The organism is Pseudomonas sp. SMV7, assembly GCF_052041995.1.
Classification (GTDB): Bacteria; Pseudomonadota; Gammaproteobacteria; order Pseudomonadales; family Pseudomonadaceae; genus Aquipseudomonas.
The window spans coordinates 196,084-218,870 of the sequence record NZ_JBKGGT010000006.1 but is presented as its reverse complement, the minus strand read 5'-3'; the positions used below and the strand labels follow the sequence as shown (position 1 = coordinate 218,870).

Here is a 22,787-nt window from a genome sequence, read left to right as displayed (position 1 = left end):
CTGCAGACACCTTCAGGAACCCGACCCATGAGCCTGATCAGCCGCGAACCCTGGTGGCTAGTCCCGCCCAAGCCCGGACAGCAAGAGCAGGACCTGCACTGGGGCTACCTGGAAATCTATACCGACGGCCGCACCGTGTTCGTCGACCAGCGCCCCAGTGACCGGGAGCTGGCCGAGCGCAAGAGCTGCCGTAACTTCCCCGACCCGGAGCCGTGACGGTTCAGCCTTCCAGCTCGGCCAGGCGCGCCTCCAGCGCGGCAATGCGGGCTTCGAGGGCTTCGATACGTTCTTCCGACACGCTCCCGGCACTGCTGCGCGGGCTGCCTTCCTGCTGCCGTGCGGCGAGGATCGCCTCGATTTCCGCCGGGTCGCCCAGCGCGTGGGTATAACGGTCTTCACGCTGCCCGGCCTGGCGTGGCAGGTGCAAGGCCAGGCCGCGGGCGATCAGGCGCTCCAGCTGGTGCTGGACCTGTTCGATGTCGTCGAAGTCATGCAGGCGGTTGCTGCGGGTCAGCAGTTCGTTGAGTGTTTGCGGCCCGCGCAGGAACATCAGGCCCATCAGCACCAGTTGTGCCGGCACCAGCTCCAGCGCCTTGTCCACCCGATGTTCCCAGCGGTCGGCGCGGCTGCCCATTTGCAGCCGCGCCATGTCTTGCCCTTCGAGGGCGCGCAGGGCCTGGCCGACCTGGCCTTGGCTGAGGTTCATCACCGGTTCGCGGCTGGTCTTCTGGTTGCAGGCCAGCACCAGGGCATTGAGGGTCAGCGGGTAGCTTTCCGGGCTGGTGGCCTGCTTTTCGATCAGCGCGCCGAGAATGCGGATCTCGATGCTGTTGAAGCGGCCTTCGCCTGCGGTTTGGTGTTCTGACATGGCCCTGCCTCGTTGCTGGGGAAAGGCCACTAGGGTAGGTAATGCCACCGTACAAGGCAATTGGGGCCGCAACGCGGCCCCGGCCATCTCAAGCGTTGCGCCGCGCTTCGGCCTGGCACGCCGCCGCGGTGAACAGCACATCGGTCGAGGAATTCAGCGCCGTCTCGGCCGAGTCCTGCAGCACGCCGATGATGAAGCCCACCGCCACCACCTGCATGGCAATCTCGCTGGGAATGCCGAACAGGCTGGCCGCCAGCGGAATCAGCAGCAGCGAGCCGCCGGCCACGCCCGATGCACCGCAGGCACAGATCGCCGCCACCACGCTGAGCAGCACGGCGGTCGGCAGGTCCACCGCGATACCCAGGGTATGCACCGCCGCCAGGGTCAGCACGGTAATGGTGATGGCTGCACCGGCCATGTTGATGGTCGCACCCAGCGGGATCGACACCGAATAGGTGTCTTCATGCAGGCCAAGGCGTTCGGACAGGGCCAGGTTGACCGGAATGTTGGCTGCCGAGCTGCGGGTGAAGAACGCAGTGATGCCGCTTTCGCGCAGGCACAACAGGGTCAGCGGGAAGGGGTTGCGGCGAATTTTCCAGAACACGATCAACGGGTTCATCACCAGCGCCACGAACAGCATGCAGCCGATCAGCACGGCCAGCAGGTGCAGGTAGCCGAGCAGGGCGTCCAGGCCGGACTGGGCGAGGGTAGCGCTGACCAGGCCAAAGATGCCCAGCGGGGCGAAGCGGATCACCACGCGGACGATCAAGGTGACGCCAGTGGACAGGTCCTCGACCACTGTGCGGGTGGTTTCGCCGGCATGGCGCAAAGCCACGCCCAGGCCGATGGCCCAGGTCAGCACGCCGATGAAGTTGGCGTTGAGCAGGGCGTTGATCGGGTTGTCGACTGCGCTCAGCAGCAGGTTCTGCAGCACTTCGCCGATACCGCCCGGGGCACTCAGCGTGGCCCCGCCGGTGCTCAGTGCCAGGGTCGAGGGGAACAGCATGCTGGCCACCACGGCCACGACCGCGGCACCGAAGGTACCCAGTAGGTACAGCCAGAGGATCGGCCGAATGTGGGTTTCCTGGCCGTGGCGGTGGTTGGCGATCGAGGCCATGACCAGGATGAACACCAGCACTGGTGCCACCGCCTTGAGGGCGCTGACGAACACCTTGCCGAGGAAGGCCAGGTCACGGGCGATGGCAGGCGCAAGCAGGGCCAGGACGATACCGGCGATCAGGCCGATGACGATCTGGGTCACCAGGCTGGTGCGGTTGAGGAAGCGGAGGACTGGGGTCATGTGCAGCGGTATCCGGGCATGTTCGAAAAGGGCGCGACTTTACCATAGACCTTCGTCGCGCAGTGTCGGCCCTTTCGCGGGTTTGGCCGCGAGAGAGCCTCATGGCTACCAGTGAAACAACTCCCGCCGCGCCCCCTCGGTAATGGCCACGATGCCCGGGTGCTTGACCTTGCGCTCCACGGAAATGGCATAGAACGATTCGTGTACGGCCTCGGTCTGCCCGACCAGTTCCACTCCGTACTGGCGGCACACCTCCTCGGCGATCACGCTGGGGGCGACGAAGATGCCGCTGCCCGATTGCCCGAATGCCTGCATCAGCGCGCTGTCATCGAACTCACCGACGATGCGCGGCTGCACCTGCTGCTCGCCCAGCCAGCGCAGCAAACGGCTGCGTACCACGGTCTCCGGGCCGGGGATCAGCAAGGGCGCATCCTGCAGGCAGCCGGGGAAGGGCCCGGCATGCCGGCGGGCCAAGGCTGGGGTAGCGAAAAAGCTCAGCCCGCACTCACCCAGTTTCTGGCTGTAGCCCTTGATGTCCAGGTGGCTGGGCATGGGGCTGTCGGAGATGACCAGGTCCAGGCGCTGGATCGCCAGGTCGGCCAGCAACCGTTCCAGTTTGTCTTCACGGCAATTGATGCGCAGCACATCGTCCAGCTCCATGGTCGGCGCCAGCAAGCGGTAGACGATCGACTTGGGCACCACGTCCGCCACGCCGACGCGGAACAAGATCTGCTCCTGCGGGCCGGCGCGCAGCATGGCCTCCAGTTCGCCACCCAGCTGGAACATCTGCTCGGCATAGACCAGCGTCTGGCGCCCGGTTTCGGTCAGCTCCAGCTGGCGCCCGACGCGCTGGAACAGCTCCAGGCCATAGGTCTGCTCGAACAGGCTGATCTGCCCGCTGATGGTTTGCGGGGTCAGGTTCAGCTGTTCGCTGGCGCGGGCGATGCTGCCGGTCTTGGCCACGGCCCAGAAGTAATGCAATTGCCGGTAGTTGAGCATCGGTGCGTTCCGGATTCGTAAAAACCGAAGTATAACCGCTGAAAAAACGAATTTTCCTGATGTATTGCACTCTTTAGAATGCGCTCCATCAGGCGCCCTGTGCGCCACCGGAACACACAAGCGAGGAACCCATGCTGCACTTCAAATCCATCGGCACGCCGCTGGTGCTAGCCTTGGCCCTGTTCGCCCTGGCGGGTTGCGAGCAGGCCGAGAAGTCCGCCCAGCAGATGCTCGACCAGGCCGCGCAGTCGGCCAAGCAGGCGATCGACGACACCAACAAGGCTGCCCAGCAGGCGTTGAGCGAGGCCATCGGCAGTGAAGGGCGTGCAGCCGAGGACGCCGACAAGCACAAAGACACCCAGGAAATTTGACCCTTAACCTGCTGCAGGATGTGAACAATGGAATACTTGCTGGAACTCGTCGCTAGCCCTACCGCCTGGGTTGCCTTGGCTACGCTGGTGGCCATGGAAGTCGTACTGGGCATCGACAACCTGATCTTCATCTCCATCCTGACCAACAAGCTGCCGCTGGAGTACCGCTCCAAGGCGCGCCGTATCGGTATCAGCATGGCCCTGGTGATGCGCCTGGCCTTGCTCAGCACGGTGGCCTGGATCGTCCAGTTGACCGACCCGGTGTTCGAAGTGTTCGGCAACGCCTTCTCCTGGAAGGACGTGATCCTGATCGCTGGTGGCCTGTTCCTGTTGTGGAAGGCGACCAAGGAAATCCACGAGAACGTCGACCCGCATGGTGCCAAGGAAGAAGCCAAGGTTTCCTCGACGGTCACCCTGGGCTTTGCCGCGGCGATCTTCCAGATCCTGTTGCTGGACATCGTCTTCTCGGTCGACAGCATCATCACCGCCGTGGGCATGACCGAGCACTTGCCGATCATGATCATTGCCGTGATCAGCGCAGTAATCGTCATGATGGTGGCCGCCGACCCGCTGGCCAACTTCATCAACGACAACCCGACCGTGGTGATGCTGGCGCTGGGCTTCCTGATCATGATCGGCATGACGCTGATTGCCGAAGGCTTCGGCGCCCATGTACCGAAGGGTTATGTGTACGCGGCCATGGCGTTCTCGACGGCGATCGAGATCCTCAACATCCTGGCCCGCCGGGCGCGGATGAAGCGCGAAGCGGCGCAGGGCTGATGTAGCAGAGGCGCTTGGCGCCACCCATTCGCGGGCAAGCCCGCTCCCACAAAGACAGCACAGGCCTTGAAAGCGGTGCTGTCCGTGTGGGAGCGGGCTTGCCCGCGAATGGCTATGAGAAAATTGTTGCTCAGTGCACCCCGGCATGCCGCCGGGCACGGTGTGCAGGCTGCGCTCTGGCAGGGGCCTGCGGCGGCAGGTGGTGGTGGGAATGGCGCCGCACGATACGCATTACACCCCACAGCATGGCGGCTGCGACGCTCAGCCACATGCCCACCAGCATGAGAATTGCCACGGTCAGGCTCATTTGTGCCTCCCTCTCCAGGGCCGCGCTCGGCCAGCCAGCGCTTGCCTTCCAGACACTGCTTTAGTCTAGCCTTTCGCCTGTGACGTTCCATTGACCGAAGGTCTATTGCTTGGTCCGTTTTGCTCCTAGCCGGTGCCGGGCTATACCCGCGCCGCCGTCCGCCCTATGATCGCTGGCAGAGCCGGGCGCTGCCTGCCTGGCGTTGGAACAAGCGAGTGTCCATGGAGCAAGATTCCTTCAAGTCGGCGACCATCCGCCCGCGCCGGTTGCTGCTGGCCTGCCTGGTGGCAGCCAGCCTGGCCGGCTGTGCCGGCACGCCGTCCGCCAGCCTCAATGGCCTGCCGCAGCGGGTCGAAATCAGCAGCGTGCCGTTCTACCGTGGCAACGCCAACCACAGCGGGGCCATGGCCCTGGCGGCAGTACTGTCGCAACAGGGGGCGCCGATCACCCCGGGGCTGCTGGACAAGCCGTTGAACCTGCCCCAGGGCGCCGACGCACTGGACAGCAGCATCCCGCGGGTGGCGCGTGACTACGGCATGGTGGTGTATCCGCTGGACAAGCAGCTGGACGCATTGCTGACCCAGGTGGCGGCGGGCAACCCGGTATTGTTGCGATATGAGGACGGCGCGGCCTGGTGGGGTGAGCCACGTTACGCCGTGCTGATCGGTTATGACCGCTACAAGCAGCGCGTGCTGTTGCGCTCGGGCATGCACCGGCGGCAGCTGATGGCGTTCGATGACTTTGCCTCGGCGTGGGCCAGCCAGGGGAGCTGGGCGGTGCTGGTGCAGCCACCGCGGCAGTTGCCGGCCCAGGTCGACCGCCAGCGCTGGTTGCAGGCTGCCGATGAACTGGCCCGGGCAGGGCAGGAAATTGCGGCGAAACAGGCTGTGAGCAGCCTGAACAAATAGTGTTTATCTGTACCGGCCCTTTCGCGGGTGAACCCGCTCCCACAGGAAACCCGCTGCCCTCAGGTCCAGTGCTGTCCCTGTGGGAGCGGGTTTACCCGCGAAGAGGCCAGGCCTGGCTACATCAGAAGCCCAGGCGATCGCGCAGGCTATAGTACCAGGCACCCAGGGCGCTGAACGGCACACGCAGCATCTGGCCACCCGGGAACGGGTAGTGCGGCAAGCCGGCGAAGGCATCGAAGCGCTCGGCCTGGCCACGCATGGCCTCGGCCAGGACCTTGCCGGCCAGGTGGGTGTAGGTCACGCCGTGGCCCGAGCAGCCCTGCGAGTAGTAGATATTGTCGCCGATACGGCCAACCTGTGGCAGGCGCGACAGGGTCAGCAGGAAGTTGCCGGTCCAGGCGTAGTCGATCTTGACGTTCTTCAGCTGCGGGAAGGCCTTGAGCATCTTCGGACGGATGATCGCCTCGATGTTGGCCGGGTCACGCGCGCCGTATACCACGCCGCCGCCGAAGATCAGGCGCTTGTCACTGGTCAGGCGGTAGTAGTCGAGCAGGTAGTTGCAGTCCTCGACGCAGTAGTCCTGCGGCAGCAGGGTACGCGCCAGTTCCTCGCCCAGCGGCTCGGTGGTGATCACCTGGGTACCGCATGGCATCGACTTGCTGGCCAGCTCCGGTACCAGGTTGCCCAGGTAGGCGTTGCCGGCGACGATGATGAATTTGGCGCGGACCTTGCCCTGCGGGGTGTGCACCACCGGGTTGGCGCCACGCTCGATGCGTACGGCCGGGGTTTGCTCATAGATGATGCCGCCCAGCGACTCGACCGCCGCCGCCTCGCCCAGGGCCAGGTTCAGCGGGTGAATGTGGCCACCGCTCATGTCCAGCATGCCGCCCACGTAGTTGTCGCAGGCAACCACTTCGCGGATACGCTTCTGGTCCATCAGCTCCAGCTGGTTGTGGCCAAAGCGCTCCCACAGGCGTTTTTGCGACTCCAGGTGGCCCATCTGCTTGCTGGTGAGGGCCGCGAACACGCCGCCGTCCTTCAGGTCGCACTGGATGTTGTACTTGGCCACGCGCTCGCGAATGATGCGCCCGCCTTCGAAGGCCATCTGGCCCAGCAGTTGTGCCTGCTTGGGGCCGACCGTGCGTTCGATCACGTCGATGTCACGGCTGTAGCTGTTGACGATCTGGCCGCCGTTACGGCCCGACGCGCCGAAGCCGACCTTGGCCGCTTCGACGATGCTGACCTTGAAGCCGTTCTCCAGCAGGAACAGGGCGCTGGACAGGCCGGTATAGCCGGCGCCGATGATGCACACATCGGTTTCCACCTCACCCTGCAGCGCCGGACGTGGCGGCACCGGGTTGGCCGAGGCGGCGTAGTAGGACTGGGGGTAGGGGGTGTTAGCCATGTTGCAGGAACCTCGTGTTTTATATTTTTAACGAATGTACCGATGCTATCAATAATAATAAACACCCGCTAGTCGTCCGTTGAAAATCCTTTACTCGGCCCTTGCGCGTGCACCTTTCTATAAAGAGGTTATGATTCAGTAGCTTAGCGCGAAAAAAACTGTTGACAGGGTTTTTGGAATGAGTAGAATGCGCACCACACGACAGGCACATAGCTCAGTTGGTTAGAGCACCACCTTGACATGGTGGGGGTCGTTGGTTCGAGTCCAATTGTGCCTACCAAATCGAAGAAGGGGTGATCCGCAAGGGTCACCCCTTTTTTCATTGGGATTCTCCGTGGCGCCGGGCTGTCGTGCTGGCGGTTGCGGCGCGAGGCCGCCTTGGCTTGGGCGGTTCTCGAAAGTTTTTGATTTTTCTCAAAAAAAACGCTTTACAGTCGTGCGTTCGCTGTCTAATATGCGCACCACACGACAGGCACATAGCTCAGTTGGTTAGAGCACCACCTTGACATGGTGGGGGTCGTTGGTTCGAGTCCAATTGTGCCTACCAAATCCGAAAAGGGCGATCAGCAATGATCGCCCTTTTTGCTATGCGCGCGAAGCAGGCTGTAACGTTTGGTCGCGCTTCGGGGCAGTGCCCGGCGTGCTAGAATCCGCCTCTTCGAATCTGGAGGTAAACGCGTGCGCAAACTGGCTGTGGTAATGGCAGTGCTCGCCCTGGCGGGCTGTGAGAACGAAGTCGAAGGCGTGCACAAGCAAGTGGCCGAACACCTGCATAACCCCAAGACGGCCAAGTTCGGTAACGTGCGGATCGACACCCAGGGCACCATCTGTGGCCAGGTGCGTGGCAAGGACGATGCCGGGCAGTACGAGCCCTACCGCAGCTATGTGGCGATCAAGCGTGATGGCCAGTACGAAATCATTGTCGATGACGGCGGCAACAACCTGCGCATCCGCGAGATGTGCGGCGGCGCCGACCTGCAGCGCCGCGCCGAGGCCCTGGCTGGCCAGCCGGCCCCGCAAGGCTGGGATGTGGAAGTGATCCAGGGTGCCAACATGGGCGCGCTCAGCGACATGACCGCGCGCCTGATCGAAAAGGGCATTCCGTCCTCGGTGGAGTACCGCGACGGCAAGCCGGTGGTGCTGATGGGGCCTTTCCCGACCCGTGAGGAAGCCGAAGCCCGCCAGGCCGAGGTCATGGCCAAGCTGGGCACCGATTCGGTTGTCATCCAGCACGGCGCAGCTCGCTGACTGCACAGCGTTGCCCTCTGTGGGAGCGGCCTTGTGTCGCGATGGGCTGCAAAGCAGCCCTACAGAATCTGCCGTGACGCCGAACCCCTGGGGCTGCTACGCAGCCCATCGCGACACAAGGCCGCTCCCACGCAGACCGCGGCGGCTCAAGTTTGGCTATGCTTGGCAGGAAGAAGCCGAACAGGGAGGGCCTCATGTCTACACTGGAGCGGGCCATTGCCGTGGCCGCCAGCGCGCATGAAGGGCAATATGACAAGGGTGGGGCAGCGTATATCCTCCACCCGCTACGCGTGATGATGCGGGTTTCCACCCCTGAACAACGGATTGTCGCGGTGCTTCATGACGTGATCGAAGATACCCCGCTGACGCTCTCCGACCTGGCACGTGAGGGTTTCGCACTGAAAATCCTTGCCGCCTTGCTGGCACTCAGTCGTCGCGAAGGCGAGGCCTACCAGGACTTCGTGGTGCGCCTGGGCGGTGACCCGCTGGCGCGCACGGTCAAACTGGCCGACCTGGCCGACAATAGCGACCTTTCGCGCATTCCTTGCCCCGGCCCTGCCGACCTGGCGCGGTTGGCCCGTTACCGCGAGGCCAGCGCCTATCTGCAGGCACTGGCCTGAAGGCGGCGGGCGCCTGTGCGGTCAGTCTTCCTTGGGCACGGTCCAGAAAATCTGCACGCCGCCATCGTCGCGATGGGCGAGGGTGACGTTGTCGTTTTCGGCGATTTCCTCAAGCAAGGTTTCCCAGTCTTCGGGGGTTTCCTGTTCCAGGCGGAAGATCAACGCCGCCCGGCTGCGCTGGGCGGTTGGGCTGTTGATGATCTTCTGGATACGCATACCCAGTTGTGCGTAGCTGTTGCTGGTGGCGGAGGCAGTGTTGGACACAAGTGTTTCCTTGTTTTTGCTGTATGCGCATACAGTATTTCACTGTAGGTTATTTCGCAACAGCTTGGCCGGAAACCTCTGTGGCATGGGGGCTGGTGCGGTTTTGCACTCCAGCCTCCTTTGGGTGGCAATCAGTACTCCCAGAAGATCCGCTGCAGTTCTTTGCTGTCCTGGGTCCTGGTCAGCGCCACCATTGTCAGGATCCGCGCTTTTTGCGGGTTCAGGTCATGGGCCACTACCCAGTCGTTCTGGTCATCCGGCTGCTCGGCGTTGCGCAGCACGAAGCCGCCCTGGTTGACATGCGACGAGCGGATGATCTGCACGCCAGTCTTGCGCAGCTGCTGCAGCGTCGGGACTACCCGCGATGACACCGAGCCATTGCCGGTACCGGCATGAATCAGCGCCTTGGCGCCGTTCTGTGCCAGCGCCTTGTAGGCAGTGTCGGTGACATTGCCATAGCCATAGGCAATATCCACCTGCGGCAGGCTGCTGATCTGCTTGATGTCGAATTCGGAATCGATTGTGTGACGCTTGGCAGGCAGGCGGAACCAGTAGGATTTGCCTTCCACCACCATGCCCATCGGGCCCCAGGCGCTCTTGAAGGCTTCGGTCTTGAAGTTGATCGTCTTGCTCACATCGCGGCCAGACTGGATCTCGTCATTCAGCGTCACCAGCACGCCTTTGCCGCGCGACTGCTTGTCGCTGGCCACGGCCACGGCGTTGTACAGGTTGAGCATGCCGTCGGCGGACATGGCGGTGCCCGGGCGCATCGAGCCGACCACCACGATCGGCTTGTCGGTCCTTTCCACCAGGTTGAGGAAGTAGGCGGTTTCTTCCAGGGTGTCGGTGCCGTGGGTGATGACGATACCGTCGACGTCCTTGCTGTCGGCAAGCTCGGCAACGCGTTTGCCGAGCTTGAGCAGGTCGTTGTTGGTGATGCTTTCAGAGGCAATCTGCAGCACCTGCTCGCCCCGTATATTGGCCAGCTCGGCCAGTTCCGGCACGCCGGCGATCAACTTGTCCACACCCAGCTTGGCGGCCTGGTAGGTGGCGCTGTTGGCAGCACTGGCACCCGCGCCGGCGATGGTACCGCCAGTGGCCAGGATGACCACATTGGCGCGTTGCTGCCGGGGCTCGGCTGCGGTGGCCGAGGCCATGCTTGGCAGCATCAGCAGCAAGGCGAGTGCACAGGGGGCGAAGGTCTTGAATGCGACGTTCATCGTTATTGTTCTCTCTGCCTGATGAGATAAGTGGGGTGTATCGCGCAGTGAGGGGCAAGTATCCAGTTCGCAACTTGGCGCAAAAAAGAGGAAAACGCGTTCGATTTTGTGAGAGTTTTCTGGATAATCTGGCCGGCAGCCCTATGACCTCCGACAGCCAAACGGATTTGACAAACCTCGGTAGTATTTCCATAGTGAGGTATCGCAAACGTTTGCATCCGACAAAAACCACAAGATTCGGAGTCATCGTCCATGAAACTGCCGTTCCCCGGTCGTCTGTTGGCCCTCGCTGTCGTTACCTCGCTGTCCTTCGCCACTCCGTTCTCCGCTGCCCACGCCGAAGACAAGCCCAAGGTTGCCCTGGTGATGAAATCCCTGGCGAACGAGTTCTTCCGCACCATGGAAGACGGCGCCAAGGACTACCAGAAAGCCCACCCCGACGACTTCGAGCTGATCGCCAACGGCATCAAGAACGAAACCGATACCGGCGAACAGATCCGCATCGTCGAACAGATGGTCAACGCCGGCGCCAAGGCGCTGGTGATCGCCCCGGCCGATTCCAAGGCGCTGGTGTCTGCGGTGAAAAAAGCCATGGACAAGGGGGTGGTGGTGATCAACATCGACAACCGTCTGGACCCCGAACTGCTCAGGAGCAAAGGCATCAGCGTGCCGTTCGTTGGCCCCGACAACCGCAAGGGCGCGCGCCTGGTCGGCGACTACCTGGCCAAGGAGAAGCTCAAGGCCGGCGACCAGGTCGGCATCATCGAAGGCGTGCCGACCACCACCAACGCGCAGCAGCGCACCGCCGGCTTCAAGGACGCGATGGACGCCGCGCAGATCAAGATCGTTTCGGTGCAGAGCGGCAATTGGGAAATCGACAAGGGCAACGCCGTCGCCGCCTCCATGCTCAACGAATACCCGGACCTGAAAGCCCTGCTGGCCGGCAACGACAGCATGGCCCTGGGCGCCGTGTCGGCCGTGCGCGCCGCTGGCAAGACCGGCCAGGTGCAGGTGGTGGGCTACGACAACATCAATGCCATCAAGCCCATGCTCAAGGATGGCCGGGTGCTCGCCACCCTCGACCAGGCGGCCAGCCAGCAGGCGGTGTACGGCATCCAGGCGGCGCTGAAGATGGTCAACGGCGAGCAACCCGAGGTGGATGCCGACAACGTCATCCAGACCCCGGTCCAACTTATCACCCAACCCTGATTGCTGGCAGGAGAAACGGCCATGCCTGCATCGGCCAACGAAGTGGTGCTCGCCGCCAGCGGCTTGGGCAAGACCTACGCCCAGCCGGTGCTGGCCGAGGTCAGCCTGAGCCTGCGCGCCGGCGAAGTACTGGCCCTGACCGGCGAGAACGGCGCGGGCAAGAGCACGCTGTCCAAGCTCATCAGCGGCCTGGAAACCCCCACCACCGGGCACATGAACTACCGTGGCCAGGCCTATGCGCCCGGCAGCCGTAGCGAAGCCGAGCGCCTCGGCGTGCGCATGGTCATGCAGGAGCTGAACCTGCTGCCCACGTTGACCGTGGCGGAGAACCTGTTCCTCGACAACCTGCCCAGCCGCTTCGGCTGGATCAGCCACAAGCGCCTGCGCCAGCTGGCCATGGCCGCCATGGCCCAGGTCGGCCTCGACGCCATCGACCCGGATACCCCGGTCGGCGAGCTGGGCATCGGCCACCAGCAGATGGTCGAGATCGCTCGCAACCTGATCGGTGACTGCCATGTGCTGATCTTCGACGAGCCCACCGCCATGCTCACCGCGCGTGAGGTGGAGCTGCTGTTCACCCAGATCGAACGCCTGCGCCGACGTGGCGTGGCCATCGTCTACATTTCCCACCGCCTGGAAGAGCTGCAGCGCGTGGCCCAGCGCATCGTCGTGCTGCGCGACGGCAGGCTGGTGTGTGACGAGCCGATCCAGCGCTACAGCAGTGCCGAACTGGTCAACCTGATGGTCGGCCGCGAACTGGGCGAGCACATCGACCTGGGCCGTCGGCAGATCGGTGCACCGCTGCTCAGGGTCGACAAGCTCAGCCGCGCTGACAAGGTGCGTGAGGTGTCGTTTGACGTCCGGGCAGGGGAGATCTTTGGCATCTCCGGCCTGATCGGCGCCGGCCGGACCGAGTTGTTGCGCCTGATCTACGGCGCCGACCGGGCCGACAGCGGCAGCATCGCGCTCGGCCAGCCATTGCAGGCGGTCACCATCGACTCGCCCAAGGCCGCCGTGCAGGCCGGCATCGCCCTGATCACCGAAGACCGTAAAGGCGAGGGCTTGCTGCTGACCCAGTCGATCAGCGCCAATATCGCCCTGGGCAACCTGGGTGCGGTGTCCCACGCTGGGGTGCTCGATGCCCAGGCCGAACAGGCCCTGGCCGCCCGGCAGATCCAGGCCATGCGCATCCGCAGTGCCGGCCCGCAGCAGGTGGTCGGCGAGTTGTCGGGTGGCAACCAGCAGAAGGTGGTGATCGGCCGCTGGCTGGAGCGTGACTGCCAGGTGCTGCTGTTCGATGAGCCTACCCGTGGCATCGATGTCGGTGCCAAGTTCGATATCTATGGCCTGCTGGCCGAACTGGCGCGCCAGGGCAAGGCCCTGGTGGTGGTGTCCAGCGACCTGCGCGAGCTGATGCTGATCTGCGACCGCATTGCCGTGCTCTCGGCCGGCCGCCTGATCGACACCTTCGAGCGTGACCATTGGAGCCAGGACCAGCTGCTGGCCGCCGCCTTTGCCGGTTATCAGAAACGTGACGCACTGCTGCACGATGCAGCCCCCAGGATGGACGCATGAAAACCACCCCGCTCGACAGCCAGGGCGCCGCACCGCTGCGCCGCAGTGGCACCTACTTTGGCCTGGGTACCTACCTGGGCCTGGCCGGCGCGTTGCTGGCCATGATCGTGCTGTTCTCGTTCCTCAGCAGCCACTTCTGGTCCTACAACACCTTCAGCACCCTGGCCAACCAGATCCCCGACCTGATGGTACTGGCAGTGGGCATGACCTTCGTGCTGATCATCGGTGGCATCGACCTGTCGGTGGGCTCGGTGCTGGCGCTGGCCGCCTCGACCGTCAGTGTGGCGATCCTCGGCTGGGGCTGGGGCATGCTGCCTGCGGCCTTGCTGGGCATGGCCGTGGCGGCGTTGGCCGGCAGCATCACCGGCGGCGTTACCGTGGCCTGGCGTATCCCGTCGTTCATCGTCTCGCTTGGCGTGCTGGAAATGGCCCGTGGCCTCGCCTACCAGTTCACCGACTCGCGTACTGCCTATATCGGCGATGCCTATGCCTGGTTCTCCAACCCCATCGCCTTTGGCATCTCGCCGGCGTTCATCATCGCCTTGCTGGTGATCGTGCTGGCCCAGCTGGTGCTGACGCGGACGGTGTTCGGCCGCTACCTGATCGGCATCGGCACCAACGAAGAGGCAGTGCGCCTGGCCGGCATCGATCCGCGCCCGTACAAGGTGCTGGTGTTCGCCCTGATGGGCCTGCTCGCCGGGCTGGCTGCGCTGTTCCAGATCTCCCGCCTGGAGGCAGCCGACCCCAACGCCGGCGCCGGCCTCGAGCTGCAGGTGATCGCCGCCGTGGTGATTGGTGGCACCAGCCTGATGGGTGGGCGTGGCTCGGTGATCAGCACCTTTTTCGGCGTGCTGATCATCTCGGTGCTGGCCGCCGGCCTGGCGCAGATCGGCGCCAGCGAACCGACCAAGCGCATCATCACCGGGGCGGTGATCGTCATCGCCGTGGTGCTCGACACTTACCGTAGCCGGCGCGCGGCCCGGCGGAACTGACAACATGGCAACCATCAAAGACGTCGCGGCACTGGCGGGCATTTCCTACACCACCGTGTCCCATGTGCTGAACAAGACCCGCCCGGTCAGCGAGCAGGTGCGGCTGAAGGTCGAAGCCGCCATCGTTGAACTCGACTACGTGCCCAGCGCCGTGGCGCGTTCGTTGAAGGCGCGCAGCACCGCCACCATCGGCCTGCTGGTGCCCAACAGCGTCAACCCGTACTTCGCCGAGCTGGCGCGGGGTATCGAGGATGCCTGTGAGCGCAACGGCTACTGCGTGATCCTGTGCAACTCCGATGACAACCCGCAAAAGCAGCGCAGCTACCTGCGCGTGCTGCTGGAGAAACGCATCGACGGCCTGGTGGTGGCCTCGGTGGGCCAGGACAGCGACCTGCTGCAAAGCCTGGCCGGGGTGCGCACGCCGATGGTCATCGTCGACCGCGAACTGGAAGGCGTGGACGCCGACCTGGTGCGCATCGACCACGAACTGGGCGCCTACCTGGCCACCCGCCACCTGCTGGAGCTTGGCCATCGCGATATCGCCTACATCGGCGGCCCCGCCGAAACCGGGGTATCCCAGCTGCGCCTGGGCGGCTTCCGGCGCGCCATGGCCGAGGCCGGCGCTGCTGCCGATGACAACCGCGTGCTGCACTGCGACTTCACCAGCCTGGGCGGTTACGCTGCGGCGGCGCAGGTGCTGCAGGGCCAGCGGCCGACGGCGATTTTCGCCGGCAACGACATGATCGGTGTCGGTGTGCTGCGCGCCGCCGCCGAACGCCAGATCAACGTACCCGCCGAGCTGTCGGTGATCGGCTTCGACGACATCGAGCTCAGCCGTTATGTGTACCCGCCATTGACCACCGTCGGCCAGTCGATTCGCGAGCTGGGCGAAAGCGCCGCCTCGTTGTTGCTGGCGCGCATCGGCAAGCCCCGGCAGGGGGCGCCCGAGCAACGTATCGTCGCCCCGCGCCTGGTGCTGCGCGAGTCCACCGGGCCGCGCCCGGACCTGTTCAACGATTACCGCTAACGCTAAGGAAATGTCATGAGTGCCAAGGTCGTGGTGGTCGGGAGCCTCAACATGGACCTGGTGGCCCGCGCCCAGCGCCTGCCCCGGGCCGGCGAAACGCTCCCCGGCGACAGCTTTTTCACCGTGCCCGGCGGCAAGGGTGCCAACCAGGCGGTGGCCGTGGCGCGCCTGGGCGGCAGCGTGGCGATGATCGGCAACGTCGGTGACGATGCCTACGGCCAGCAACTGCGCCAGGCCTTGCATGTCGAGGGCGTCGACTGCCGGGCCATCGAAACCTGCCCGGGCGTGTCCAGCGGTGTGGCGCTGATCACCGTGGATGCGGCCAGCCAGAACTGCATCGTCATCATTCCGGGCGGCAATGGCCTGCTGACAGCGCAGTCGGTACAGCGCTTCGATGCGCTGCTGCAGGCGGCCGAGATTATCATCTGTCAGCTGGAAGTGCCGCCCGAGACCGTCGCCTGGACCTTGGCCAGGGGGCATGAGCTGGGCAAGCAGGTGATCCTCAACCCGGCGCCCGCCACCGGCCCGCTGCCCGCGGAGTGGTTCGCGCATATCGACTACCTCACCCCCAACGAAAGCGAGGCCGAAGCCCTGAGTGGCGTGGCGGTGAGCGACCTGGACAGTGCCCGACGCGCCGGCGAGCGCTTGCTGCAACTGGGCGCGGGCAAGGTGATCATTACCCTGGGTGCGCAAGGCGCGCTGCTGGTCACCGCCCAGGGCCACCGGCACTTCCCCGCGCCGCAGGTGCAGCCGCTGGATACCACCGCTGCTGGCGACACCTTCATTGGTGGCTTCGCCGCCGGCCTGGTGCGCGGCCTGGAGGAGGGCGAAGCCATCGCCTTTGGCCAGCGCGCCGCAGCGTTGTCGGTTACCCGCGCCGGGGCCCAGCCGTCGATTCCCTACCTGGCGGAGCTTGCACCATGAAGAAAACCCCGCTGCTGAACGTCGCCTTGTCACGCACCATTGCCGGCATGGGGCATGGCGACATCCTGGTGATTGGCGATGCCGGCTTGCCGGTACCGCCGGGTGTCGAACTGATCGACCTGGCCGTGACGCCCGGCCTGCCGGATTTCGCCAGTGTGCTGCGCGTGGTGCTCAGCGAGCTGCAGGTAGAGCGCCACGTGCTGGCCGAAGAGATGCAGAACGTGGTGCCGCCGGCGCTGGTCGAGATCGAGCGGCTGAAAGGCAAGCTGGGCAAGCGGGAATGGCTGAGCCATGAGGAGTTCAAGGTGCTGTCGCGCAATGCCCGTGCGCTGGTGCGCACCGGCGAGTGCCAGCCCTACAGCAACATCGCGCTGATTTCCGGCGTCACTTTCTAGCTCGTCGTCTTGCCAACGCAGATCCCCTGTGGGAGCGGGCGTGCCCGCGAACACCGGCAACGCCGGTGCCATTCACCGTGTTGGATTCTTCACGGGCATGCCCGCTCCCAAGGGGTTTGCGGTTTGCCTGAATAATTTTGTTTTGGCAACAGGAGTGCCACCCATGCTCAAGCCCCTGCTACAAGGAATCGCCTTCATGGTCACCGCCAGCACCGCCCAGGCCGCCCCGATCGACCTGATCATCGACACCGACCCCGGCGCCGACGACGTGGTCGCGCTGTTCCTGGCCATGGCCTCGCCCGATGAACTGAACATCCGCGCCATCACCACCGTGGCAGGCAACGTGCGCCTGGAAAAAACCTCGCGCAACGCCCGCCTGGCCCGGGAATGGGCTGGCCGCGAGGATATTCCGGTGTACGCCGGTGCCGGGCGCCCGTTGGTGCGCAAGCCGATCTACGCCGCCGAGGTGCATGGCGAGGAAGGCCTTACCGGCGTCGAGGTCAAGGAACCGAAAGCGCCCCTGGCCCAGGGCAATGCCGTGCAATACCTGGTCGACACCCTCAGCGCCGCCAAGCCGCACAGCATCACCATCGCCATGCTTGGCCCGCAGACCAACCTGGCCCTGGCGCTGATCCAGCGCCCGGACATCGCCAAGGGCATCAAGCAGGTGGTGGTCATGGGCGGTGCCCACTTCAACGGTGGCAACATTACCCCGGCGGCGGAATTCAACCTGTATGCCGACCCGCATGCTGCCGAAGTGGTGCTGGCCAGCGGCGTGCAACTGACCTACCTGCCGCTGGACGTCACCCACAAACTGCTGACCAGTGACGCCCGCCTCAAGCAGCTGGCGGCAGTGAACAACCAGGCCAGCAAGCGCGTGGTGGACATCCTCAACGCCTACATCACCCACGACATGGACCTGTACGGCATGCCCGGCGGCCCGGTGCACGACGCCAGCGTCATCGCCTACCTGCTCAAGCCCGAGCTGTTCAGCGGCCGGCGCATCCACATGAGCATCGACAGCCGCGAAGGGCCTACCTTCGGCCAGACCATTGCCGACTGGTACGGCGTGCTCAAGCAGCCTGCCAATGTGCTATGGGTGGAGCAGGGCGATGCCCAGGGCCTGTTCGACCTGCTCAGCGCGCGTTTGGCTCGATTGGAATAGCCGCATGCGGCGCGTAGCGTTCGAACACCTGGTCGATGAAGCTGCGCGCCGCCTCGCCGCCGCGGTCGCGCACCAGCAGGTCGATGGCAATCAGTAACAACTCTTCCGGTGTGCCGGGGCTGTACGCGCTCTGGCCTTCGGCCCATTTGACCTTGATATCGGCAACAATGCTGTGGCTGCTCATTAACGCTCTCGTTGGGGGCCCGGACGAAGGACGAACACTGACCCTGGTGTTCGATGGAGGCGGGGTGCGCTCCACTTCCTGCACTAAATCATGACTTTGCGTCATTGACCTTGCGACTTAAGCATATGGCATGCGTGGCGGGTTGTGCAAAATCCGGTCACGATTGCGTTTTCGCCTGTGCCGCTTGGTTGAGGCAAACTTGACCGGTTTTGCAACAAAAGAACAGTGGGACTGTCCGATCAGACAGTTCCCGGACCGATTTAGGAGGCTTCATGTTCCGTACCCGTGCTTACCTGGCAACCTTGGCGGTGGCTGTTGTCCTGGCTGGTTGCAGCACTGGTGGCAATGCCGAGGGTGGCGCTACGCCGGCTGGCAACGATGGCCGCTGCGAAGCCAGCGGCGCCGATTTCACCATTGGCAAACCGGCCAGCGCCGAACTGCTGGAGCAGGCGCGCAAGGCCAGTGGCTCGCAGATGGCGCGCATTCTCAAGCCGCACGATGTGGTCACCCTGGAGTACCGCTCCGAGCGCTTGAACCTGAATGTGGACGAGCAGGGCAAGGTGACCCGGGTCAACTGCGGCTGACCCAGCCCTGAAGACCGGCGCGACCCCTGTGGGAGCGGCCTTGTGTCGCGAAAGGGCCGCAGAGCGGCCCCGCCATTCAAGCGGCTGAGCTGAACCCTGGGGCCGCTTCGCGCCCCTCTCGCGACACAAGGCCGCTCCCACAAAAAAACGCACCCATAAAAAAACCCGCCACAAGAGCGGGTTTTTTTACAGCTATCCGAATTACTCCGGACGAACCTGTGCAGCCTGCATGCCCTTCTGGCCGCGCTCGGCGACGAAGGAAACAGTCTGGCCTTCTTTCAGGCTCTTGAAGCCGTCGGATTCGATGGCCTTGAAGTGAACGAACAGGTCGTCGCCGCCGCCTGCTGGGGTGATGAAGCCGTAGCCTTTCTCATCATTGAACCATTTGACGGTGCCTTGTTGGCGATTGGACATGGGTGAATCTCCAGAACATTTAGTTTTTTCAGTGGTGCAATGCGGCCGAGGCTACGGAGCACGGAACACATCATAGTCTAATTCTGCGCATCTAGCGCCTTTTACCTTCGCAGGATATTGATCCAGCGCAAAGAATGGCTGGCCTGCTCTGGCTGCAAGGTTTCAGCGCTTCGGTGCGCAGGCTTGTTTCACCACGGTCTGCGCCTTCTGCATCAGCTTGGCATCGACACCATCCTTGCTGTCCAGGTCGGCGATTTCCGCGTCGGTGAAATTCTTTTTGATGGCCTGGGCACCGCAATCGCAGTGCTTTTTCGCGGTTGCGGCGTCAACGCCCTGGCCGCTGGCCACCTGGGTACACTGGGTCATGTAGGCGGCCTCCTTCCCGGCTGGGAAGTTGCCGGCGTTCGCAGCCACGGGCAGCAGCAAAGCGCCAGCGGCCGCCAGGGCCAGAAGAGACGGAACTCGCATAACCAGTTACTCCTTGGGTTAAGGTCTCATCAAGAGTAGGTTGCTTCCCAAAGTCTGATAGGAAATTTTCCGTGTTAGTTCACCCAAACGGCGTAATTTCCAAATATTTCTGCGTGGCCCATAAGCCGCGTGCTAGCATGCCCGGCTTGTGGTCGCGCCGTTGCGCACCGCAGCTATGTTTTTTTCTTTCCAGTCACTCTGGTTCGTCCCCCGCAAGCCGAAAGGCTTCTGCCACTGTGAGGCAGGCTTCCTGTGCAGGAAGGCAGGTCGGATCTTGTACTGGCTCATCCCAACCCACGTGACCTTTGGTAGGGGTCACCACTAGGAGAGGAGGCGCCATGCCCGTTATTACTCTTCCCGATGGCAGTCAACGTTCGTTCGATCATGCCGTATCCGTAGCCGAAGTCGCCGCTTCCATCGGCGCCGGCCTGGCCAAGGCCACCGTGGCCGGCAAGGTCGACGGCAAGCTGGTCGATGCCTGCGACCTGATCCACAACGACGCCACCCTGCAGATCATCACCCCTAAAGATGAAGAGGGACTGGAGATCATTCGCCACTCGTGCGCCCACCTGGTCGGCCACGCGGTGAAGCAGTTGTACCCGAGCGCCAAGATGGTCATCGGCCCGGTCATCGACGAAGGCTTCTACTACGACATCGCTTACGAGCGCCCCTTCACCCCTGAAGACATGGCCGCCATCGAAAAGCGCATGATGGAGCTGATCGACAAGGACTACGACGTGGTCAAGAAGATGACCCCGCGTGCCGAGGTCATCGACGTGTTCAAGGCCCGTGGCGAAGACTACAAGCTGCGCCTGGTCGAAGACATGCCGGACGAGCAGGCCATGGGCCTGTACTACCACGAAGAATACGTCGACATGTGCCGCGGCCCGCACGTGCCGAACACCCGCTTCCTCAAGGCGTTCAAGCTGACCAAGCTGTCCGGCGCCTACTGGCGCGGCGATGCCAAGAACGAGCAGCTGCAACGCGTGTACGGCACCGCCTGGGCCGACAAGAAGCAGCTGGCCGCGTACATCCAGCGCATCGAAGAGGCCGAGAAACGCGACCACCGCAAGATCGGCAAGCAGCTCGACCTGTTCCACCTGCAGGAAGAAGCCCCGGGCATGGTGTTCTGGCATGCCAACGGCTGGACCGTGTACCAGGTGCTCGAGCAGTACATGCGCCAGGTGCAGCGCGCCAACGGCTACCAGGAAATCAAGACCCCGCAGGTGGTCGACCGCATTCTCTGGGAGCGTTCCGGCCACTGGTCCAACTACGCCGAGAACATGTTCACTACTTCGTCGGAAAGCCGTGACTACGCGGTAAAACCGATGAACTGCCCGTGCCACGTGCAGGTGTTCAACCAGGGCCTGAAGAGCTACCGCGACCTGCCGCTGCGCCTGGCCGAGTTTGGTGCCTGCCACCGTAACGAGCCGTCCGGCGCCCTGCACGGCATCATGCGCGTGCGTGGCTTCGTGCAGGACGACGCGCACATCTTCTGCACCGAAGAACAGGTGAAGAAAGAAGCCGCCGACTTCATCAAGCTGACCCTGGACGTGTACAAGGACTTCGGCTTCACCGACATCGCCATGAAGCTGTCGACCCGCCCCGCCAAGCGCGTCGGTTCCGAAGAGCTGTGGGACCGTGCCGAAGGTGCACTGGCCGACGCCCTGAACGAATCGGGCCTGGAGTGGGAATACCAGCCGGGCGAGGGCGCCTTCTACGGGCCGAAGATCGAGTTCACCCTGCGCGACTGCCTCGGCCGTAGCTGGCAGTGCGGTACCCTGCAGTACGACCCGAACCTGCCCGAGCGCCTGGATGCCAGCTACATCGCCGAAGACAACAGCCGGGTGCGCCCGGTCATGCTGCACCGCGCCATCCTCGGTTCGTTCGAGCGCTTCATCGGCATGCTGATCGAGCACTACGCCGGTGTGTTCCCGGCCTGGCTGGCGCCAACCCAGGCGGTGATCATGAACATCACCGACAAACAGGCCGATTTCGCCCTCGAGGTGGAAAATACCCTGAACGGTAGCGGTTTCCGTGCCAAGTCGGACTTGAGAAATGAGAAGATCGGCTTTAAAATCCGCGAGCATACTTTGCTCAAGGTCCCGTACCTTTTGGTTATAGGGGATCGCGAAGTCGAAACGCAGACCGTCGCCGTACGCACCCGTGAAGGCAAAGACCTCGGCTCCATGCCGGTGGCTGAATTCACGCAGCTGCTCAACAGCGCTGTTGCCCAGCGCGGTCGCCTAGAATCGGAGTAATGACTATTAAGCGTGAAATGAGAAACGATAAACGAACTGCACCGAAAGCCCCGATCAACGAGAATATCTCGGCACGCGAGGTTCGGTTAATTGGCGCTGACGGCGAGCAGATTGGCATCGTCTCGATTGATGAAGCGCTTCGTATCGCTGATGAAGCGAAGCTGGATCTGGTGGAAATTTCTGCCGACGCGCAGCCGCCCGTCTGCAAGGTGATGGACTACGGCAAGCACCTCTTCGAGAAGAAGAAGCAGGCCAACGAAGCCAAGAAGAACCAGAAGCAGATCCAGATTAAAGAAATCAAGTTTCGTCCAGGGACGGAAGAAGGGGATTACCAGGTAAAACTACGCAACCTGGTACGTTTCCTTACCGATGGGGACAAGGCCAAGATCTCTCTGAGATTCCGCGGCCGTGAGATGGCCCACCAGGAGCTGGGCATGGAGCTGTTGAAGCGGGTCGAAGCCGACCTCGCCGAATACGGCTCCGTTGAGCAGCATGCGAAGATGGAAGGACGCCAGCTTATGATGGTCATCGCCCCCAAAAAGAAGAAGTAATCTCCCGGGCACGGCAGGCCTGATGATTATTGTGTAATTTTATCGAATGCGGAGTTCCAACATGCCAAAAATGAAAACCAAGAGCGGTGCTGCGAAGCGCTTCCTGAAGACCGCTTCCGGCTTCAAGCACAAGCACGCTTTCAAGAGCCACATCCTGACCAAAATGTCGACCAAGCGTAAGCGTCAACTGCGCGGTGCCAGCCTGCTGCACCCGTCTGACGTGGCAAAAGTCGAGCGCATGCTGCGCGTACGTTAATTCTGGTTTAGATAGAGGAAGTTACTCATGGCTCGTGTTAAGCGTGGCGTCATCGCTCGTAAGCGTCACAAGAAAATTCTGAAACTGGCTAAAGGCTACTACGGTGCACGCTCGCGCGTATTCCGCGTTGCCAAGCAGGCGGTCATCAAGGCTGGTCAATATGCCTACCGTGACCGTCGTCAGAAGAAGCGTCAGTTCCGCGCACTGTGGATCGCTCGTATCAACGCCGGTGCCCGCACCAACGGTCTGTCCTACAGCCGTCTGATTGCTGGCCTGAAAAAGGCTTCGATCGAAATCGACCGTAAGGTTCTGGCCGATCTGGCAGTGAACGAAAAAGCGGCGTTTGCTGCGATTGTCGAGAAAGCTAAAGCCGTTCTGGCTTAAGTACCCGCGACAATCACCCGGCGGCGCCAGCGCCGTCGGGCATTGAACGTCATCGATAGGGGAAGAGCCTTCAAAGCTCTTCCCCTATTTTCGTATCTGGAGTCTGTA

General features: G+C 63.1%; 28 protein-coding genes and 2 tRNA genes. 20 read left to right on the top strand and 10 right to left on the bottom strand.

What is annotated here, in order from left to right; translation table 11 throughout:
• The first annotated feature begins 27 nt into the window (after positions 1-27).
• Positions 28-216, top strand: a complete 189-nt coding sequence (locus ACLEJP_RS10230) for a hypothetical protein (protein ID WP_225778340.1) — start codon at positions 28-30, stop codon at positions 214-216.
• Positions 217-220: 4 nt separating this feature from the next.
• On the opposite strand, the gene ACLEJP_RS10225 is transcribed toward ACLEJP_RS10230, so the two are convergent.
• The 3 genes from ACLEJP_RS10225 to nhaR form a co-directional block, all read right to left on the bottom strand.
• Positions 221-868, bottom strand: a complete 648-nt coding sequence (locus ACLEJP_RS10225) for a YceH family protein (protein WP_440806103.1) — start codon at positions 866-868, stop codon at positions 221-223.
• An 88-nt stretch (positions 869-956) separates the two neighbouring features.
• Positions 957-2,168, bottom strand: coding sequence for a serine/threonine transporter SstT (gene sstT, locus ACLEJP_RS10220; protein WP_440806101.1), 1,212 nt, complete (start codon positions 2,166-2,168; stop codon positions 957-959).
• A gap of 105 nt (positions 2,169-2,273) precedes the next feature.
• Positions 2,274-3,167 (bottom strand): transcriptional activator NhaR, encoded by an 894-nt coding sequence (gene nhaR / locus ACLEJP_RS10215; RefSeq protein ID WP_440806099.1) that lies wholly within the window; start codon positions 3,165-3,167, stop codon positions 2,274-2,276.
• Between the two features lie 131 nt (positions 3,168-3,298).
• On the opposite strand from nhaR, the gene ACLEJP_RS10210 reads away from it, so the two are divergent.
• Positions 3,299-3,538, top strand: a complete 240-nt coding sequence (locus ACLEJP_RS10210; RefSeq protein ID WP_440806096.1) for a hypothetical protein — start codon at positions 3,299-3,301, stop codon at positions 3,536-3,538.
• Between the two features lie 27 nt (positions 3,539-3,565).
• Positions 3,566-4,318 (top strand): TerC family protein, encoded by a 753-nt coding sequence (locus ACLEJP_RS10205; protein ID WP_440806093.1) that lies wholly within the window; start codon positions 3,566-3,568, stop codon positions 4,316-4,318.
• Between the two features lie 130 nt (positions 4,319-4,448).
• Here the strand turns inward: ACLEJP_RS10205 and ACLEJP_RS10200 are convergent, their stop codons facing one another.
• Positions 4,449-4,625 carry a hypothetical protein gene (locus tag ACLEJP_RS10200; RefSeq protein ID WP_170030420.1) on the bottom strand — a complete coding sequence of 59 codons (177 nt, stop codon included), beginning with the start codon at positions 4,623-4,625 and terminating at the stop codon, positions 4,449-4,451.
• Between the two features lie 221 nt (positions 4,626-4,846).
• On the opposite strand from ACLEJP_RS10200, the gene ACLEJP_RS10195 reads away from it, so the two are divergent.
• Positions 4,847-5,533, top strand: coding sequence for a peptidase C39 family protein (locus tag ACLEJP_RS10195; RefSeq protein ID WP_440806090.1), 687 nt, complete (start codon positions 4,847-4,849; stop codon positions 5,531-5,533).
• 121 nt (positions 5,534-5,654) lie between these two features.
• Here ACLEJP_RS10195 and ACLEJP_RS10190 read toward each other — a convergent pair whose 3' ends face one another.
• On the bottom strand, positions 5,655-6,938 hold the full coding sequence (locus ACLEJP_RS10190; protein ID WP_186674499.1) for an NAD(P)/FAD-dependent oxidoreductase: 1,284 nt from the start codon (positions 6,936-6,938) through the stop codon (positions 5,655-5,657).
• 203 nt (positions 6,939-7,141) lie between these two features.
• Here ACLEJP_RS10190 and ACLEJP_RS10185 point away from each other — a divergent pair.
• From ACLEJP_RS10185 to ACLEJP_RS10170, 4 genes are all read left to right on the top strand, one after another.
• A tRNA-Val gene (locus ACLEJP_RS10185) sits at positions 7,142-7,218 on the top strand.
• Between the two features lie 190 nt (positions 7,219-7,408).
• Positions 7,409-7,485 (top strand) — tRNA-Val (locus tag ACLEJP_RS10180).
• A gap of 131 nt (positions 7,486-7,616) precedes the next feature.
• Complete coding sequence (locus ACLEJP_RS10175; RefSeq protein WP_440806087.1) at positions 7,617-8,186, top strand: SPOR domain-containing protein; 570 nt, start codon at positions 7,617-7,619, stop codon at positions 8,184-8,186.
• 194 nt (positions 8,187-8,380) lie between these two features.
• A complete protein-coding gene (locus ACLEJP_RS10170; protein WP_440806084.1) occupies positions 8,381-8,806 on the top strand; it encodes a GTP pyrophosphokinase in 426 nt (141 codons plus the stop codon).
• Between the two features lie 21 nt (positions 8,807-8,827).
• On the opposite strand, the gene ACLEJP_RS10165 is transcribed toward ACLEJP_RS10170, so the two are convergent.
• Positions 8,828-9,070 carry a DUF1654 domain-containing protein gene (locus ACLEJP_RS10165; RefSeq protein ID WP_440806081.1) on the bottom strand — a complete coding sequence of 81 codons (243 nt, stop codon included), beginning with the start codon at positions 9,068-9,070 and terminating at the stop codon, positions 8,828-8,830.
• 131 nt (positions 9,071-9,201) lie between these two features.
• Entirely contained in the window at positions 9,202-10,290 is a 1,089-nt protein-coding gene (locus ACLEJP_RS10160) for an asparaginase (protein ID WP_440806078.1), read from the bottom strand.
• 252 nt (positions 10,291-10,542) lie between these two features.
• On the opposite strand from ACLEJP_RS10160, the gene ACLEJP_RS10155 reads away from it, so the two are divergent.
• From ACLEJP_RS10155 to ACLEJP_RS10125, 7 genes are all read left to right on the top strand, one after another.
• On the top strand, positions 10,543-11,499 hold the full coding sequence (locus ACLEJP_RS10155) for a sugar ABC transporter substrate-binding protein (RefSeq protein WP_440806076.1): 957 nt from the start codon (positions 10,543-10,545) through the stop codon (positions 11,497-11,499).
• A gap of 21 nt (positions 11,500-11,520) precedes the next feature.
• Positions 11,521-13,074, top strand: coding sequence for a sugar ABC transporter ATP-binding protein (locus tag ACLEJP_RS10150; RefSeq protein WP_440806074.1), 1,554 nt, complete (start codon positions 11,521-11,523; stop codon positions 13,072-13,074).
• Positions 13,071-14,066, top strand: coding sequence for an ABC transporter permease (locus tag ACLEJP_RS10145; protein WP_170030412.1), 996 nt, complete (start codon positions 13,071-13,073; stop codon positions 14,064-14,066). Before ACLEJP_RS10150 ends, ACLEJP_RS10145 begins: the two co-directional genes overlap by 4 nt.
• A 4-nt stretch (positions 14,067-14,070) precedes the next feature.
• Positions 14,071-15,093 (top strand): LacI family DNA-binding transcriptional regulator, encoded by a 1,023-nt coding sequence (locus tag ACLEJP_RS10140; protein WP_440806073.1) that lies wholly within the window; start codon positions 14,071-14,073, stop codon positions 15,091-15,093.
• 15 nt (positions 15,094-15,108) lie between these two features.
• Positions 15,109-16,017, top strand: coding sequence for a ribokinase (rbsK, locus tag ACLEJP_RS10135; RefSeq protein ID WP_440806070.1), 909 nt, complete (start codon positions 15,109-15,111; stop codon positions 16,015-16,017).
• On the top strand, positions 16,014-16,412 hold the full coding sequence (gene rbsD, locus ACLEJP_RS10130; RefSeq protein WP_440806067.1) for a D-ribose pyranase: 399 nt from the start codon (positions 16,014-16,016) through the stop codon (positions 16,410-16,412). Before rbsK ends, rbsD begins: the two co-directional genes overlap by 4 nt.
• A 163-nt stretch (positions 16,413-16,575) precedes the next feature.
• Positions 16,576-17,577, top strand: coding sequence for a nucleoside hydrolase (locus ACLEJP_RS10125; protein WP_440806065.1), 1,002 nt, complete (start codon positions 16,576-16,578; stop codon positions 17,575-17,577).
• On the opposite strand, the gene ACLEJP_RS10120 is transcribed toward ACLEJP_RS10125, so the two are convergent.
• Positions 17,549-17,761 (bottom strand): hypothetical protein, encoded by a 213-nt coding sequence (locus ACLEJP_RS10120; RefSeq protein WP_406819165.1) that lies wholly within the window; start codon positions 17,759-17,761, stop codon positions 17,549-17,551. The two genes, ACLEJP_RS10125 and ACLEJP_RS10120, sit on opposite strands and share 29 nt — an antisense overlap.
• 272 nt (positions 17,762-18,033) lie before the next feature.
• On the opposite strand from ACLEJP_RS10120, the gene ACLEJP_RS10115 reads away from it, so the two are divergent.
• Positions 18,034-18,345, top strand: coding sequence for an I78 family peptidase inhibitor (locus ACLEJP_RS10115; protein ID WP_440806063.1), 312 nt, complete (start codon positions 18,034-18,036; stop codon positions 18,343-18,345).
• A gap of 201 nt (positions 18,346-18,546) precedes the next feature.
• Here ACLEJP_RS10115 and ACLEJP_RS10110 read toward each other — a convergent pair whose 3' ends face one another.
• Positions 18,547-18,759 (bottom strand): cold-shock protein, encoded by a 213-nt coding sequence (locus ACLEJP_RS10110; protein ID WP_003250656.1) that lies wholly within the window; start codon positions 18,757-18,759, stop codon positions 18,547-18,549.
• Between the two features lie 162 nt (positions 18,760-18,921).
• Positions 18,922-19,227 carry a hypothetical protein gene (locus ACLEJP_RS10105; protein ID WP_186690584.1) on the bottom strand — a complete coding sequence of 102 codons (306 nt, stop codon included), beginning with the start codon at positions 19,225-19,227 and terminating at the stop codon, positions 18,922-18,924.
• Positions 19,228-19,565: 338 nt separating this feature from the next.
• On the opposite strand from ACLEJP_RS10105, the gene thrS reads away from it, so the two are divergent.
• From thrS to rplT, 4 genes are all read left to right on the top strand, one after another.
• Positions 19,566-21,488 carry a threonine--tRNA ligase gene (gene thrS, locus ACLEJP_RS10100; protein WP_440806061.1) on the top strand — a complete coding sequence of 641 codons (1,923 nt, stop codon included), beginning with the start codon at positions 19,566-19,568 and terminating at the stop codon, positions 21,486-21,488.
• Positions 21,488-22,039: a translation initiation factor IF-3 gene (gene infC / locus ACLEJP_RS10095; protein ID WP_440806058.1), complete on the top strand. Its 552-nt coding sequence runs from the start codon at positions 21,488-21,490 to the stop codon at positions 22,037-22,039. The genes thrS and infC overlap by 1 nt, the downstream gene beginning before the upstream one ends.
• 61 nt (positions 22,040-22,100) lie before the next feature.
• Positions 22,101-22,295 carry a 50S ribosomal protein L35 gene (gene rpmI / locus ACLEJP_RS10090; RefSeq protein WP_003250667.1) on the top strand — a complete coding sequence of 65 codons (195 nt, stop codon included), beginning with the start codon at positions 22,101-22,103 and terminating at the stop codon, positions 22,293-22,295.
• 27 nt (positions 22,296-22,322) lie between these two features.
• Positions 22,323-22,679 carry a 50S ribosomal protein L20 gene (gene rplT / locus ACLEJP_RS10085; protein WP_003250671.1) on the top strand — a complete coding sequence of 119 codons (357 nt, stop codon included), beginning with the start codon at positions 22,323-22,325 and terminating at the stop codon, positions 22,677-22,679.
• The last annotated feature ends 108 nt before the right edge of the window (positions 22,680-22,787 follow it).